A 14,399-nucleotide genomic window follows, 5' to 3' on the forward strand; every position below is an offset into this window, starting at 1 on the left:
GATGCGTGTGCGGCGCGGCGGACGGGCCGTGCGGTCGACGCCCGGCCAACGGCTTTTGCCGCGACACAAAGAACACTATTGTAACTGACGGCCTGCCGTGCCCGGCGGCCCGAACGCTGCGCGCGGACGGCGCCGGCACGCCGGCCGGCAGGCCGCCGCACCCGCGCTCGGGCCCTGCGGCGATCGAGTATGATTGCCGGATCATGTCTCGTAAAACCCTTCTCGACCCGCGGCGCGTCCGCGAGGAAATCGCCCAGTCCGCCGCGCGCCTGATCGCGGAGGACGGCCTGGACTATGCCGGCGCCAAGCGCAAGGCCGCGCGGCAGTTGCTGGGCGATACGCGCGTTGCCGGCGAATGGCTGCCGGATAACGACCAGATCGAGGAAGAATTGCGCGAGTACCTCGCCCTGTTCCAGAGCGACACGCAGCCGGACGAACTGCGCCGCCTGCGTGAAATCGCGCTCGACTGGATGCGCCGGCTCGCCGAGTTCCATCCTTATGTGACGGGCGCCGTGCTGAACGGCACCGCGAACGCACATTCGGACATCCATTTGCAGGCATTCACCGACAACCCGAAGGACGTCGCGATCTACCTGCTGAACCAGAACGTCCAGTACGACGTATCCGAGACGCGGCACTTCGCGGGTCGCGCCGACGTCGAGACGCTCAGTTTCCTGTGGCGCCCGCGGCGCGACGTCGATGCAATCGGCATCCACCTCGCGCTCTATGCGAGCGACGACCTGCGTGGCGCGGTCAAGGCCGACGCGCGCGGCCGGGTCGCCCGTGCGGATGCCGCCGCGCTGCGCGCGCTCGTCGAAGCAGGCAAGACCCCTTCCGAACCGGAATGATTCAACGATGATGATGAAACGCATGTTGGCGCTCGCGGTGGTCGCGGCCGCCGCCGTTGCCGGCGGGCTCGCCGCCGGCCATTGGTTCCGCGGCACCGCGGATGACGGTGTCGCCGTCGCCGCACCCGCCGCGCACGGCACCCCGGTCGAACAGTTGTGGGCCGCATCGCTGACGGGCACCGACGGCAAGCCGGCCACGCTGTCCGCCTTCAAGGGCCAGAAGGTCGTCGTCAATTTCTGGGCGTCGTGGTGCGGCCCGTGCGTCGAGGAGATGCCGGAGCTCGTCGCGCTGTCGCACCAGTACAAACAGAAGGGCATCCGTTTCATCGGGATCGGCGTCGATTCCGAGCAGAATGTGAAGAACTTTCTGCAGAAGGTGAAGGTCGATTACCCGGTATTCGTCAGCGGATATGCCGGCGCCGATCTGGCCCGTAATTTCGGAAATACTGCCGGCGCGTTGCCGTTTACGGTCGTCATCGACGAAACCGGCAAGATTCGCGAGACAAAATTGGGACAAATCCAGCCGGCCGAGCTGAAAAAGACGCTCGACGCGCTGTAACCTGCCCGAACGGCGGCCCGCACGTTGGCGGCGACTTGCCCGTCGATCGCCGCAATTTCGCGTGAATTCGCCGATACTTTGAATGCGCGCCGGTAATTCTTGCAGGTCGCGCGCGCTCGGCCGCTCGGCAAAACTAGACAAATTTCTCTAAATAGCGCTAAAGTTCGCGCAATTCCGCAGAAATAGAAGCGACCATGACACGATTGCTGGTGTTGCACGGCCCCAACCTGAACCTTCTCGGCACCCGGGAACCGGAGGTGTACGGCCGCGTCACGCTCGCACAGATCGATCAGGCGCTTGCCGCGCGCGCCCGGGAAGCCGGCGCCGAACTGTCGTCGTTCCAGAGCAACCATGAGGGCGCGCTGGTCGACCGCATCCAGGCCGCGCGGGAGGAACAGACCGATTTCATCCTGATCAATCCGGCCGCGTACACGCACACGAGCGTCGCGATCCGGGACGCGATCGCCGGCGTTGGCATCCCGTTCGTCGAGGTTCACTTGTCGAACGTGCATCGCCGCGAAGCGTTCAGGCACCACTCCTACTTTTCCGACCAGGCCGAAGGCGTGATCTGCGGGCTCGGCTGGAAAGGTTATCTGTACGCGCTCGAGCACGCGCTGGACAAGCTGCAAGGCACGTCGCGCGGCTGATTTCGCGATCTAGATTCAGCGCCGGCCCCTAACCGGCGCTTTCACGTATTGAAAGGGGAATTCCCGATGGATCTTCGTAAGCTGAAAACTCTGATCGACCTCGTTTCCGAATCCGGCATCTCCGAGCTGGAAGTGACGGAAGGCGAAGGCAAGGTGCGCATCGTCAAGAACGCACCGCCGGTCTACGTGCAGCCGACGGCTGGGTATGCCCCGCAAGTCAGCGCGCCCGCTCCGTCGGCCGCGCTGCCGACCGAAGGCGCTGTCGCGCCGGCCGCAGGCGCCGCAGCCGCTCCGGCTGTCCCGCAGGGCCACGTCGTGACGTCGCCGATGGTCGGCACGTTCTATCGTGCTCCGTCGCCGGGCGCGGACCCGTTCGTCCAGGTCGGCGACACGGTCAAGGAAGGCCAGACGATCTGCATCATCGAAGCGATGAAGCTGCTCAACGAGATCGAGTCGGACAAGGCCGGCGTGATCAAGGAAATCCTCGTCGAGAACGGCCAGGCCGTCGAATACGGCCAGCCGCTTTTCGTGATCGGCTAAGTCCGCCGCGCGGCCTGCGGGCCGCGCGCCGCCGATGCCCGCCAGGCGCCGTTCGCGCGCCCCTCGAAGAGACGAATACTCGCTATGTTTGAAAAAATCCTCATTGCCAACCGCGGTGAAATCGCGCTGCGCATCCAGCGTGCGTGCCGTGAGCTCGGCGTCAAGACGGTGGTCGTCTACTCGGAAGCCGACAAGGAAGCCAAGTACGTGCGCCTCGCGGACGAAGCCGTCTGTATCGGCCCGGCCCCGTCGAACCTGAGCTACCTGAACATGCCGGCGCTGATCAGTGCCGCGGAAGTCACCGATGCCGAGGCGATCCACCCCGGCTACGGCTTCCTGTCGGAGAACGCCGATTTCGCGGAACGTGTCGAGCAGTCGGGCTTCACGTTCATCGGGCCGCGCCCGGAAACGATCCGCATGATGGGTGACAAGGTCACCGCGAAGCAGACGATGATCAAGACCGGCGTGCCGTGCGTGCCGGGCTCGGAAGGCGCGCTGCCGGACGATCCGAAGGAGATCGTCAAGATTGCGCGCGCGATCGGCTATCCGGTCATCATCAAGGCGGCAGGCGGCGGTGGCGGGCGCGGGATGCGCGTCGTGCACACCGAGGCCGCGCTCGTCAACGCGGTCAACATGACCCGCGAGGAAGCCGGCCGTGCGTTCGGCAACCCGCAGGTGTACATGGAGAAGTTCCTCGAGAACCCGCGCCACATCGAAATCCAGGTGCTGTCCGACGCGTACAAGAACGCGATCTGGCTCGGCGAACGCGATTGCTCGATGCAGCGCCGCCACCAGAAGGTGATCGAGGAAGCGCCGGCACCCGGCATTCCGCGCCGCCTGATCGACCGCATCGGCGACCGCTGCGCGGACGCCTGCAAGAAGATGGGCTACCTCGGGGCGGGCACGTTCGAATTCCTGTACGAAAACGGCGAGTTCTACTTCATCGAGATGAACACGCGCGTGCAGGTCGAGCACCCGGTATCGGAGCTGATCACGGGGGTCGACATCGTGCAGGAACAGATCCGCATCGCGGCCGGCGAGAAGCTCACGCTGCGCCAGCGCGACATCCAGTTCCGCGGACATGCGATCGAATGCCGGATCAACGCGGAGGATCCGTTCAAGTTCACGCCGTCGCCGGGCCGGATCACGTCGTGGCATACGCCGGGCGGCCCCGGCGTGCGCGTCGATTCGCATGCCTACAATGGCTATTTCGTGCCGCCGAACTATGATTCGATGATCGGCAAGCTGATCACCTACGGCGCGACCCGCGAGCAGGCGATCAGCCGGATGCGCATCGCGCTGTCGGAAATGGTCGTCGAAGGCATCCAGACCAACATCCCGCTGCACCGCGAGCTGATGATCGATTCGAAGTTCGTCGAAGGCGGCACCAGCATCCACTACCTCGAAAACCGGCTCGCCCAGAAGCAGCAGGTCGCACCGGAAGAAGCGTAAGCATGAGCTATCGCGAACTCGTCGTCGAACTGGCCCGTGAGCATGCGGAGGCGCTGTCCGACGCGCTGCTCGAACTCGGCGCGCTGTCGGTGTCGGTCGAAGATGCCGACGCCGACACGCCCGACGAACAGCCGCTCTTCGGCGAGCCGGGCCTCGTGCCCGACCGCACCGCGTGGCAGCACTCGCGCGTGGTCGCGCTGCTCGCGGCCGACCATGAGCCGGCCGTGCTGCTCGCGGCCGCCGCGAACGAGATCGGCGTCGCCGAGACGCCGGCGTTCACCGTCCGCGAAGTCGAGGAACAGGACTGGGTGCGACTCACGCAATCGCAGTTCGAGCCGATCCCGATCGGCGAGCGGATCTGGGTCGTGCCGTCGTGGCACGATGCACCCGATCCCGACGCGCTCATCCTCGAACTCGATCCGGGCCTCGCATTCGGCACCGGCAGCCACCCGACCACGCGCCTGTGCATGGAATGGCTCGAGCAGTCGGTAAAGCCGGGCCAGTCGGTGCTCGACTACGGCTGTGGCTCCGGCATTCTCGCGATCCTCGCGAAGAAATGCGGGGCGAACCCCGTCATCGGCATCGACATCGATCCGCAAGCGGTCGAATCGGCGCGGCAGAACAGCGAACGCAACCATGCGGAAGTCACGTATGGGCTGCCCGACGCATGCCCGGACGGCGAATTCGACATCGTCGTCGCGAACATCCTGTCGAATCCGCTGAAGCTGATGGCGTCGATGCTCGCGTCGAAGGTCAAGCCGGGCGGGCGCATCGCGCTGTCGGGCGTGCTCGCGCGCCAGGCGGACGAAGTGGCGGCCGTCTACGCACGCTACGTCGACATCTCGGTCTGGCGTGAGCACGAAGGTTGGGTATGCCTCGCCGGAACCCGACGCGAAAGCCATTAGAATAGCGCTGTCCTTCACTCTGGCCAGCAGGCCGCCCGGCTCGACATGCTTCTTGCGACGCGCTGCCCTCATTGCGAAACCGTCTTCCGGCTGCAGCAGGAACAGCTCTCGCTGCATCAAGGGCTCGTGCGCTGCGGGCATTGCCACGAAGTCTTCAACGCATCCGAGTCGCTCGTTCCCGAGCACGCGCAGCAGCCCGAGCTGGCCCTGACCGAACCGGCTGCCGCGCCGGATGGCGGTGATGCGCCTCTTCCGGCCCCGCCTCGGCTGTTCGCTGCCGAAGCGCCGGCCGGGTCACCGTCCGACACCGATTACAAGCCGGAAGGCTGGGACATGTGGGCGCCATGGCTCGATGCCGGCGTCGACCCGTCGCTGCAGCACAGCGTGCGGACCGTGCGCACCGAGCCGCTGATCCCGCTCGCCCTTCCGTCGACCGAAGCCGGCGTCGTTCACCTGTCGGGTACTCCCGCACCGTTCGCGCCCTCCCCCGCCGAGCTGGACGCCTCCGCTGCCGTCGAACAACCGGCCGAATCGCTGCATACGCAAACGCAGGCGCCGCAGGATACCGAACCATCGGCCGCGCCCGTCGAACGCGACCCGCGTGAGCCCCGCTTCGTCGCCCATCTTCCGTCGGACGCAGAAACCGCTCGCGACGCCGCCGAACCCGTCGGCACCGCACACTTCGCCGTGCCGGACGACGAACGCGCGCCGCGCGAACCGCGCTTTGCGTTCGCGCCTGCGCCAGCCGTCACCGAGGCCGGATCCGAGCCCAACACCGCTGACACCGCCCGGCACGACGAGACGCCCGCCGCAACGCCCCACGCGCCGGCCGCCCCCTTCCCCGCCGCGCTGACCGACGACGATCGTCCGCATTTCGCCGTCACGCGCGAGACGCGCGCGCCGCAGCGACGCGGCATGCTCGGCGGCTTTTTCGGCGGCCTCGTCGCGGCCGTGCTCGCCGTGCTGCTCGTCGGGCAACTCGCATGGTGGCAACGCGAAACGCTGATGATCTACTGGCCCGTCACGCAGGGGTGGCTCCGGCAGGCCTGCGCGCCGCTCGGCTGCAAGGTCGCGCCGCCGCGCGCGATCGACGGCCTGAGGCTCGACGCGACCGACCTGCGCCAGCTCGACGGGCCACGCGAGCTCGAGCTGAAGGTGCCGCTGACGAACCGCTACCGTGTCGCGCTCGCGTACCCGTCGCTCGAGTTGACGCTGCTCGACGACACCAACCACGTGACCGTGCGCCGCGTACTCGCGCCGCGCGACTACGTGCGCCCGGGCACGCCGATCGACGCCGGGCTGCCGCCCGGCACGACGCAGACGATGGTCGTCCGTGTCGACACGAACGGCACGCCCGCCTCGAATTTCCGCGTCCAGATTTTCTATCCGTGACGCGCCGCGGCGCGCGTCTGCGCGCCCGTCTCAACCCGCGCGCCCGAGCGGCGCGCTATTTCGGAGCACGAACATGAGCAAAGTTACGCTGGGTGGCAACCCGATCGATCTCGCCGGCACGTTCCCGGCCGTCGGCGCACAAGGCGCCGATTTCAAGCTGGTCGGCAAGGACCTCGCCGACCTGTCGCTCGCCAGCTTCGCCGGCAAGCGCAAGGTGCTGAACATCGTCCCGAGCCTCGACACGCCGACCTGCGCGACGTCGACCCGCAAGTTCAACGAAGCCGCTTCGTCGCTCGACAACACGGTCGTCGTCGTCGTGTCCGCCGACCTGCCGTTCGCTGCTACGCGCTTCTGCACGACCGAAGGCCTCGAGAACGTCGTGACGGCTTCGACGTTCCGCACCGGCCGCGCGTTCGCGAACGCGTACGGCGTCGACGTGACGAGCGGCCCGCTGAACGGCCTGACCGCACGTGCGGTCGTCGTGCTCGACGCGCAGGACAAGGTGATCCACGCGGAACTCGTCGGCGAAATCAAGGACGAGCCGAACTACGATGCAGCGCTTGCCGCACTGAAGTAAGCTTTCTTTCGCTTTCCCCTGCCGCGCCGCGCCTTTCGCGCGGCGTTGTCGCGCAGGGTCCCTCATTTCTACAGGAACGCACACCTTGGCTACGTTGATTTGCGGCTCGATCGCCTACGATTCCATCATGACTTTCGAGGGGCGGTTCCGCGAGCACATCCTGCCCGACCAGGTGCACCTCATCAACCTGAGCTTCCTGGTGCCGACGATGCGCCGCGAATTCGGCGGCTGCGCGGGCAACATCGCGTACGCGCTGCACCTGCTCGGCGGCGATGCGCGCATCATGGGGACGATAGGCGCGCTCGACGCGCAGCCGTATCTCGACCGGCTCGAGCAGCTCGGCCTGCGCCGCGATCACGTTCGCGTGCTGCCCGAGACTTATACGGCGCAGGCGATGATCACGACCGATCTCGACAACAACCAGATCACGGCGTTCCACCCGGGCGCGATGATGCAGTCGCACCTGAACCACGCGGGCGACGCGCCGGGCATCAAGCTCGCGATCGTCGGCCCCGACGGCTTCGACGGGATGGTGCAGCACGTGGAAGAACTCGCCAGGGCCGGGGTGCCGTTCGTGTTCGATCCGGGCCAGGGCCTGCCGCTGTTCGACGGTGCGACGCTGCGCCGCAGCATTGAACTTGCGACCTTCGTAGCGGTCAACGACTACGAGGCCAAGCTGGTGAGCGACAAGACGGGATGGTCCGAAGATGAAATCGCCAGCCGGGTCGACGCCCTCGTCATTACGCGCGGCGAGCACGGCGCGACCATCCGCCACAAGCAGGGCACGGAGCAGATTCCTGTCGTGCCGGCCGAGCGGATCTCCGATCCGACCGGCTGCGGCGATGCCTTCCGGGGTGGCTTGCTGTACGGCATCGAGCATGGCCTCGACTGGGCAACCACGGGCCGCCTCGCGAGCCTGATGGGCTCGATCAAGATCGCCCACCAGGGGCCCCAGACTTACGCACTGACGCGCGCCGAAATCGACGCGCGCTTCGAGACTGCATTCGGTTACAGTCTCAAATGAATTTTGTGGGAGAGCAAAGATGTTGACGAAAAAGACCCTCACGCTCGCGGCCATGCTGACGGCCTCGCTGACGCTCACCGGCTGCTTCACCGCACCCGGTTCGGCGGATGTCTATAGCGTCGGCCAGGCGCAGCGCGAACAGACGGTTCGCATGGGAACGGTCGAAAGCGTCCGCGCGGTACGCATCCAGTCCGACGGCGGCGGCAGCGCGATCGGCACGCTCGGCGGCGGCGCACTCGGCGCAGTGGCAGGCAGCGCAATCGGCGGCGGCAAGGGGTCGATCCTGACCGCGATCGCCGGCGGCCTCGTCGGCGCGGTCGCGGGCAACGCGGTCGGCGAAAACCTCAGCACGGCGAACGGTGTCGAAATCACCGTGCGCCTCGACAACGGCGATCTGCGCTCGATCACGCAGGCGGCAAGCGGCGAAGCGTTCCGCGCCGGCGAACGCGTGCGACTGCTGTCGAGCGGCGGCGTCACGCGCGTCACGCACTAACAGGTACCTCAGCACGCGGCGCAAGCCGCGGTCGAACGCATGTGCGAAGCTGCACATGCGTTTTTTTTTCGTCCGTAATCGCCGCAGCCTCCATACGGGCGCCAGGTATGCCGGCACCCGGCACATCGGCGAGGACGGACGAAAAAAAATCCCGCCACCTGAGCCAGATGGCGGGACTGATTGAGTAGCGCTACTCAACCCACGGACACCACGTGAGTGTCCGGGTGGTGCAGGTCAGCCTCGATTACGGACGGCTGCCGGTCGGGAACGGCCATGCTGCTGCCGGGTTGAGCGCGGTCTTCACGCCCGATGCCGGCGCAACCGATGCGGTCGACGCGGTCGTTGCCGGCGCAGCCTTCTTCACGACGGCCTTCTTCGGAGCAGCAGCCTTCTTCGGAGCGGCGGCCTTCTTCGCCGGAGCCGGAGCGGCAGCCGGAGCAGCAGCGGCAGCCTTCTTCGCGGGAGCAGCGGCCTTCTTCGCAGGGGCAGCCTTCTTCGCAGCAGGCGCAGCCTTCTTCGCGGCAGCCTTCTTCGCAGGCGCAGCCTTCTTCGCAGCAGCCTTCTTAGCCGGCGCGGCCTTCTTCGCAGCAGCCTTCTTAGCCGGTGCGGCCTTCTTCGCAGCAACCTTCTTCACTGCGACTTTCTTGGCTGCAACCTTCTTCGCTGCGGCCTTCTTGGCCGGCGCTGCCTTCTTCGCGGCAACCTTCTTCACTGCGACCTTCTTGGCAGCAACCTTCTTCGTTGCGACCTTCTTCGCAGCAACCTTCTTCACTGCTGCCTTCTTGGCCGGCGCTGCCTTCTTCGCGGCAACCTTCTTCACCGCGACCTTCTTCGCAGCAACCTTCTTCACTGCAGCGGCCTTCTTCGCCGGAGCAGCAGCCTTCTTCGCAGCGACCTTCTTCACTGCGGCCTTCTTTGCAGCCGGTTTCTTCTTGGCAAGTGCCATGTTGTTCTCCTTCAGGTTCAGATGAGAGTCAGTTCAAACTACACCCTTCGTCAAAACCCGCTTCCCGCGGACGCTGTTCAGGACGTGCGCTTCGAAGCGGGCTATTCATCGGCGTACGCGGATACCACGCGCTTACGCTAATGAATACGGTATGGCGCGCGTGGCCACCCGGCCTCGCGCGCCAAATCAAGTCGGTAGCCGGCGCACCTCGCGCCGCTACCCCTAATCGCTTGATCAAGCGGACCGCCACACGGCCGTCCGCTTTTTCCGGAGGGAAGTTTGCCCATCCCACTGAAGGGTTCGCAAAGTGCCTGTCGTGTCGTCGTGCCGTTAAGGCACCGGGCATGCTTTGCATCAGGCGTTCTTGCTCCTAAACCTTGAGCCGGGGCCGAGAGGCCGCCGGCTGTTCCATCATGTGACGGGTTCGCTGCTGCGGGTTATTCCCAGGACAGCGCACCACCCGTCTGATACTCGATCACACGCGTCTCGAAGAAGTTGCGTTCCTTCTTCAGGTCGATCATCTCGCTCATCCACGGGAACGGGTTTTCCTCGTTCGGGTACAGCGGATCGAGGCCGATCTGCTGGCAACGACGGTTGCTGATGAAGCGCAGATAGCTCTTGAACATCGACGCGTTCAGACCCAGCACGCCGCGCGGCATCGTGTCCTCGGCGTAGCGGTATTCGAGTTCGACAGCCTGCTTGAACAGCTCGCGGATCTCGGCGCGGAATTCGGCGGTCCAGAGATGCGGATTCTCGAGCTTGATCTGGTTGATCAGGTCGATGCCGAAGTTGCAGTGCATCGACTCGTCGCGCAGGATGTACTGATATTGCTCTGCAGCACCCGTCATCTTGTTCTGGCGGCCGAGTGCGAGGATCTGCGTAAACCCGACGTAGAAGAACAGGCCTTCCATGATGCAGGCGAACACGATCAGCGACTTCAGCAGCTTCTGATCCGCTTCGAGCGTGCCGGTCTTGAAGGCCGGATCCGTCAGCGTGTGGATGAACGGAATCAGGAATTCGTCCTTCGCGCGGATCGACGTGACCTCGTGGTACGCGTTGAAGATCTCGCCTTCGTCGAGACCGAGCGATTCGACAATGTATTGGTACGCGTGCGTGTGGATCGCCTCTTCGAACGCCTGGCGCAGCAGGAACTGCCGGCACTCGGGCGCCGTGATGTGGCGGTACGTGCCGAGCACGATGTTGTTCGCCGCGAGCGAATCGGCCGTCACGAAGAAGCCGAGGTTGCGCTTCACGATGCGGCGCTCGTCCTCGGTCAGACCGTTCGGGTCCTTCCACAGGGCGATGTCGCGGGACATGTTGATTTCCTGCGGCATCCAGTGGTTCGCGCAACCGGCCAGATACTTTTCCCACGCCCACTTGTACTTGAACGGCACCAGCTGATTGACGTCAGTCTGGCCGTTGATGATGCGCTTGTCGGCGACATTGACCCGCGCTTCCGAACCGCCGGCGGGAACAGCCGATGCTTGCGGGGGCACCGCAAGATCGCCTTCGAAAATGTCGCGGACCTGATGGGCGGCAGGCGTTGCAGCCTGCAGTCCGACAGCCGTTCCTGCGGAGGTGCGCATCGCGTTTTGCTGCGCTCCGCTCGCGGGAGTTACGGCAGTCTTCTCTTCATCCCAGTTGAGCATAAATTCTCACCATCAATTTAGAACGGTTTGTACCATCTTTTCCTGAGCGATAAAAGGGTTCGCTCACGAAAAATCCTTTTTTCGATTCGCGTTGCGACCTCGATACAACACTTTGAGCAACGCATCGTCGTTCATGCAGCGCGCGACGTGTGTCGCGCGTGTATCGCGAGGTGCGCTCGACGCATCGAACGCTGATCGAAACGCGACGTCGTCGGGGATGTTTCGACCGCTTGTCACTGCCTGCAACGCAGGTGCCGCGTTACAGATTCCTTATCATTTTTTTAGTTGAGAGCGGCGCACACTTCAACCTCGATCGGTCGTCGTGTGCGCCGCGCTGACCTGCTTCTCAGGTCAGGCGCACCGCGTTACTGGCACGCTTCGCATTCGTCGAAGCCAGGATCGCCCGGACGCATCGTGCACACCGGACCATCTGCCTCGACCGGTGCGAGTGCCGGTGCCGCGTTGACCGCGCCCGACGACGCATCGCCGCCTGCCGCACCGAAGCCGCCAGCCGCGCCTTGCGCGCCGCCGCTGCTCGAACCGCCGCTCGTCGGCACGGCGTTCAGCGCGCCGTGTGCGACCGTCGACTTCTCGACGTGCGTCGCCGCCATCGTGCGGAGGTAGTAGGTCGTCTTCAGGCCACGCAGCCATGCGAGCTTGTAGACCTCGTCGAGCTTCTTGCCCGACGCGCCGCCCATGTAGATGTTCAGCGACTGCGCCTGGTCGATCCACTTCTGGCGACGCGATGCCGCTTCGACCAGCCACGTCGGGTCGACTTCGAACGCGGTCGCGTAGATCGCGCGGAGGTCGGCCGGGATGCGGTCGATGCGCGACAGCATGCCGTCGAAGTACTTCAGGTCGGCGACCATCACTTCGTCCCACAGGCCGCGTTCCTTCAGGTCGCGCACCAGGTACTCGTTCACCACCGTGAATTCGCCCGACAGGTTCGACTTCACGTACAGGTTCTGGAAGGTCGGCTCGATACAGGCCGACACGCCGATGATGTTCGAGATCGTCGCCGTCGGCGCGATCGCGACGCAGTTCGAGTTGCGCATGCCGTGCGAGGCGATCCGCGAACGCAGCGACGTCCAGTCGAGCGATTCGGAGGTGTCGACCTCGACGTAGCCGCCGCGTGCTTCCGTCAGCAGCTTCAGCGTGTCCTGCGGGAGGATGCCGCGATCCCACAGCGAGCCGCGGTAGCTCGAGTAGCGGCCGCGCTCTTCGGCCAGCTCGGTCGACGCGTAGTACGCGTAGTAGCAGACCGCTTCCATCGAACGATCGGCGAACTCGACCGCCGCTTCCGACGCGTACGGCGTGCGCAGCAGGTGCAGGCAGTCCTGGAAGCCCATGATGCCCAGGCCGACCGGACGGTGCTTCAGGTTCGAGTTACGCGCCTTCGGCACCGCGTAGTAGTTGATGTCGATCACGTTGTCGAGCATGCGCATCGCGACGCTGATCGTGCGCTTCAGCTTGTCGTGGTCGAGCGCGTAGCTGCCGTCGGCCTGCTTCACCAGGTGGGCGACGAGGTTCACCGAGCCGAGGTTGCACACCGCGATTTCGGTGTCGCTCGTGTTCAGCGTGATTTCCGTGCACAGGTTCGACGAGTGGACGACGCCGACGTGCTGCTGCGGCGAGCGCACGTTGCACGGATCCTTGAACGTGATCCACGGGTGGCCCGTCTCGAACAGCATGCCGAGCATCTTGCGCCAGAGTTGCTGCGCCGGGATCTTCTTGAACAGCTTGATCTCGCCGCGCGCGACCTTGTCTTCGTAAGCCGTGTAAGCCGCCTCGAATTCCGCGCCGAACTTGTCGTGCAGGTCCGGGCAGGTCGACGGCGAGAACAGCGTCCAGTCGGCGCCTTCCATCACGCGCTTCATGAACAGGTCGGGAATCCAGTTCGCCGTGTTCATGTCGTGCGTACGGCGGCGATCGTCGCCCGTGTTCTTGCGCAGCTCCAGGAACTCCTCGATGTCGAGGTGCCACGATTCGAGGTACGCGCAGACCGCGCCCTTGCGCTTGCCGCCCTGGTTGACCGCGACGGCCGTGTCGTTGACGACCTTCAGGAACGGGACCACGCCTTGCGACTTGCCGTTCGTGCCCTTGATATGCGAGCCGAGTGCACGCACGCGCGTCCAGTCGTTGCCCAGGCCGCCGGCGAACTTCGACAGCAGCGCGTTTTCCTTCAGCGCTTCATAGATGCCGTCGAGATCGTCCGCGACGGTCGTCAGGTAGCACGACGACAGCTGCGAGCGGTGCGTGCCCGAGTTGAACAGCGTCGGCGTCGAGCTCATGAAGTCGAAGCTGGACAGCACGTTGTAGAACTCGATCGCACGCGTTTCGCGGTCGATCTCGTTCAGCGACAGGCCCATCGCGACGCGCATGAAGAATGCCTGCGGCATTTCGATGCGGGTGCCCTCGACGTGCAGGAAGTAGCGGTCGTACAGCGTCTGCAGGCCGAGGTAGCCGAACTGCAGGTCGCGGTTCGCGTCGAGCGCTTCGCCGAGGCGCTTCAGGTCGAACTGCAGCAGCTTGTCGTCGAGCAGGCCGGCGTCGACGCCGCGCTTCAGGAACTGCGGGAAGTATTCCGCGTAACGGGTCGACATCTCGGCCTGGACCACTTCCTCGCCGAGAATCTCGCGACGGATCGTGTGCAGCAGGATGCGCGACGTGACCTGGCTGTATGCCGGATCCTTTTCGATCATCGTGCGCGCAGCCAGGATCGCCGAGTCGTAGACCTGGCTCATCGGCACGCCGTCGTACAGGTTCTTCACCGTTTCGGCGACGATCGGGTCAGGGTTAACCGCAGCGCCGAGGCCGTCGCATGCCGACACGATCAGCGCGCGCAGCGCGTTCAGGTCGAGCGGACGCGTGACACCGTTGTCGACGACGTTGATGCCGGTGCTCGCCTCGCCGCCGGCTGCCGCTGCTTCCTCGCCCGCATGCTGGCGCTCGAGGTGACGCTTCTCGCGATACAGCACGTACGCACGCGCGACGTTGTGCTCGCCGCCGCGCATCAGCGCGAGTTCGACCTGATCCTGGATGTCTTCGATATGGAACGTACCGCCGTTCGGGCGGCTGCGCACGAGCGCGCGCACAACGTTGTGCGTCAGTTGCTCGACCTGCTCGCGGACGCGCGCCGATGCCGCGCCCTGCCCGCCATTGACGGCCAGGAAAGCCTTGGTCACCGCAATCGCGATCTTCGAAGGTTCGAACGAGACGACGCTGCCGTTGCGGCGGATCACCTTGTAGTCGGCGAACGTGGCCTGCGGCGCGAGCGCCTTCGCGCCCTGTTCGGTCCCGCCGAGCGGACGGCTCGAGGCGCTCTCGTACTGGGACGTCGCGTTGTCGGTGGTTTGCATGTGCAAAG

14 protein-coding genes are annotated in these 14,399 nt (G+C 65.2%); 10 read left to right on the forward strand and 4 right to left on the reverse strand.

What is annotated here, in order from left to right; translation table 11 throughout:
• The first annotated feature begins 203 nt into the window (after nucleotides 1-203).
• The 10 genes from FFS49_RS15750 to FFS49_RS15795 all read left to right on the forward strand — a co-directional run bounded on the left by FFS49_RS15750 (nucleotide 204) and on the right by FFS49_RS15795 (nucleotide 8,437).
• Nucleotides 204-848, forward strand: a complete 645-nt coding sequence (locus FFS49_RS15750; RefSeq protein ID WP_039353186.1) for a hypothetical protein — start codon at nucleotides 204-206, stop codon at nucleotides 846-848.
• Between the two features lie 7 nt (nucleotides 849-855).
• Nucleotides 856-1,407, forward strand: coding sequence for a TlpA disulfide reductase family protein (locus tag FFS49_RS15755; protein ID WP_039353036.1), 552 nt, complete (start codon nucleotides 856-858; stop codon nucleotides 1,405-1,407).
• 194 nt (nucleotides 1,408-1,601) lie between these two features.
• Nucleotides 1,602-2,054 carry a type II 3-dehydroquinate dehydratase gene (gene aroQ, locus FFS49_RS15760; protein WP_039353039.1) on the forward strand — a complete coding sequence of 151 codons (453 nt, stop codon included), beginning with the start codon at nucleotides 1,602-1,604 and terminating at the stop codon, nucleotides 2,052-2,054.
• A gap of 66 nt (nucleotides 2,055-2,120) precedes the next feature.
• Nucleotides 2,121-2,594 carry an acetyl-CoA carboxylase biotin carboxyl carrier protein gene (gene accB / locus FFS49_RS15765; RefSeq protein ID WP_105815950.1) on the forward strand — a complete coding sequence of 158 codons (474 nt, stop codon included), beginning with the start codon at nucleotides 2,121-2,123 and terminating at the stop codon, nucleotides 2,592-2,594.
• Between the two features lie 84 nt (nucleotides 2,595-2,678).
• A complete protein-coding gene (accC, locus tag FFS49_RS15770) occupies nucleotides 2,679-4,046 on the forward strand; it encodes an acetyl-CoA carboxylase biotin carboxylase subunit (protein ID WP_021161890.1) in 1,368 nt (455 codons plus the stop codon).
• Between the two features lie 2 nt (nucleotides 4,047-4,048).
• Nucleotides 4,049-4,951: a 50S ribosomal protein L11 methyltransferase gene (prmA, locus tag FFS49_RS15775; protein ID WP_039353046.1), complete on the forward strand. Its 903-nt coding sequence runs from the start codon at nucleotides 4,049-4,051 to the stop codon at nucleotides 4,949-4,951.
• Nucleotides 4,952-4,996: 45 nt separating this feature from the next.
• Entirely contained in the window at nucleotides 4,997-6,343 is a 1,347-nt protein-coding gene (locus tag FFS49_RS15780) for a zinc-ribbon and DUF3426 domain-containing protein (RefSeq protein WP_105815949.1), read from the forward strand.
• A 73-nt stretch (nucleotides 6,344-6,416) separates the two neighbouring features.
• Nucleotides 6,417-6,920, forward strand: a complete 504-nt coding sequence (gene tpx / locus FFS49_RS15785; protein WP_011350875.1) for a thiol peroxidase — start codon at nucleotides 6,417-6,419, stop codon at nucleotides 6,918-6,920.
• A gap of 85 nt (nucleotides 6,921-7,005) precedes the next feature.
• Nucleotides 7,006-7,944, forward strand: a complete 939-nt coding sequence (locus FFS49_RS15790) for a carbohydrate kinase family protein (protein ID WP_071333900.1) — start codon at nucleotides 7,006-7,008, stop codon at nucleotides 7,942-7,944.
• Nucleotides 7,945-7,963: 19 nt separating this feature from the next.
• Nucleotides 7,964-8,437: a glycine zipper 2TM domain-containing protein gene (locus tag FFS49_RS15795; RefSeq protein WP_021161893.1), complete on the forward strand. Its 474-nt coding sequence runs from the start codon at nucleotides 7,964-7,966 to the stop codon at nucleotides 8,435-8,437.
• Between the two features lie 244 nt (nucleotides 8,438-8,681).
• Here FFS49_RS15795 and FFS49_RS15800 read toward each other — a convergent pair whose 3' ends face one another.
• The 4 genes from FFS49_RS15800 to FFS49_RS15820 all read right to left on the reverse strand — a co-directional run bounded on the left by FFS49_RS15800 (nucleotide 8,682) and on the right by FFS49_RS15820 (nucleotide 14,391).
• Nucleotides 8,682-9,383 carry a histone H1-like DNA-binding protein gene (locus FFS49_RS15800; RefSeq protein WP_089439185.1) on the reverse strand — a complete coding sequence of 234 codons (702 nt, stop codon included), beginning with the start codon at nucleotides 9,381-9,383 and terminating at the stop codon, nucleotides 8,682-8,684.
• Nucleotides 9,384-9,411: 28 nt separating this feature from the next.
• Complete coding sequence (locus tag FFS49_RS15805) at nucleotides 9,412-9,738, reverse strand: hypothetical protein (RefSeq protein WP_076841698.1); 327 nt, start codon at nucleotides 9,736-9,738, stop codon at nucleotides 9,412-9,414.
• Between the two features lie 82 nt (nucleotides 9,739-9,820).
• Nucleotides 9,821-11,032: a ribonucleotide-diphosphate reductase subunit beta gene (locus FFS49_RS15810; protein WP_039353057.1), complete on the reverse strand. Its 1,212-nt coding sequence runs from the start codon at nucleotides 11,030-11,032 to the stop codon at nucleotides 9,821-9,823.
• A 365-nt stretch (nucleotides 11,033-11,397) separates the two neighbouring features.
• The gene (locus tag FFS49_RS15820) at nucleotides 11,398-14,391 is read right to left on the reverse strand and encodes a ribonucleoside-diphosphate reductase subunit alpha (protein ID WP_039353060.1); all 2,994 of its coding nucleotides are present in this window, start codon (nucleotides 14,389-14,391) and stop codon (nucleotides 11,398-11,400) included.
• Nucleotides 14,392-14,399 lie beyond the last annotated feature (8 nt).

The sequence above is a fragment of the Burkholderia sp. 4NA327C6 genome (assembly GCF_005502655.1).
Taxonomy (GTDB): domain Bacteria; phylum Pseudomonadota; class Gammaproteobacteria; order Burkholderiales; family Burkholderiaceae; genus Burkholderia; species Burkholderia contaminans.

Excerpts from the sequence above, each read along its gene's own strand:
- FFS49_RS15755 (WP_039353036.1), top strand. The coding sequence starts at position 856 with ATGATGATGAAACGCATGTTGGCGCTCGCGGTGGTCGCGGCCGCCGCC.
- prmA (WP_039353046.1), top strand. The coding sequence starts at position 4,049 with ATGAGCTATCGCGAACTCGTCGTCGAACTGGCCCGTGAGCATGCGGAG.
- FFS49_RS15820 (WP_039353060.1), bottom strand. The coding sequence starts at position 14,391 with ATGCAAACCACCGACAACGCGACGTCCCAGTACGAGAGCGCCTCGAGC.
- FFS49_RS15810 (WP_039353057.1), bottom strand. The coding sequence starts at position 11,032 with ATGCTCAACTGGGATGAAGAGAAGACTGCCGTAACTCCCGCGAGCGGA.
- accB (WP_105815950.1), top strand. The coding sequence starts at position 2,121 with ATGGATCTTCGTAAGCTGAAAACTCTGATCGACCTCGTTTCCGAATCC.
- FFS49_RS15800 (WP_089439185.1), bottom strand. The coding sequence starts at position 9,383 with ATGGCACTTGCCAAGAAGAAACCGGCTGCAAAGAAGGCCGCAGTGAAG.
- aroQ (WP_039353039.1), top strand. The coding sequence starts at position 1,602 with ATGACACGATTGCTGGTGTTGCACGGCCCCAACCTGAACCTTCTCGGC.
- FFS49_RS15750 (WP_039353186.1), top strand. The coding sequence starts at position 204 with ATGTCTCGTAAAACCCTTCTCGACCCGCGGCGCGTCCGCGAGGAAATC.
- tpx (WP_011350875.1), top strand. The coding sequence starts at position 6,417 with ATGAGCAAAGTTACGCTGGGTGGCAACCCGATCGATCTCGCCGGCACG.
- FFS49_RS15795 (WP_021161893.1), top strand. The coding sequence starts at position 7,964 with ATGTTGACGAAAAAGACCCTCACGCTCGCGGCCATGCTGACGGCCTCG.
- accC (WP_021161890.1), top strand. The coding sequence starts at position 2,679 with ATGTTTGAAAAAATCCTCATTGCCAACCGCGGTGAAATCGCGCTGCGC.
- FFS49_RS15805 (WP_076841698.1), bottom strand. The coding sequence starts at position 9,738 with ATGCAAAGCATGCCCGGTGCCTTAACGGCACGACGACACGACAGGCAC.
- FFS49_RS15780 (WP_105815949.1), top strand. The coding sequence starts at position 4,997 with ATGCTTCTTGCGACGCGCTGCCCTCATTGCGAAACCGTCTTCCGGCTG.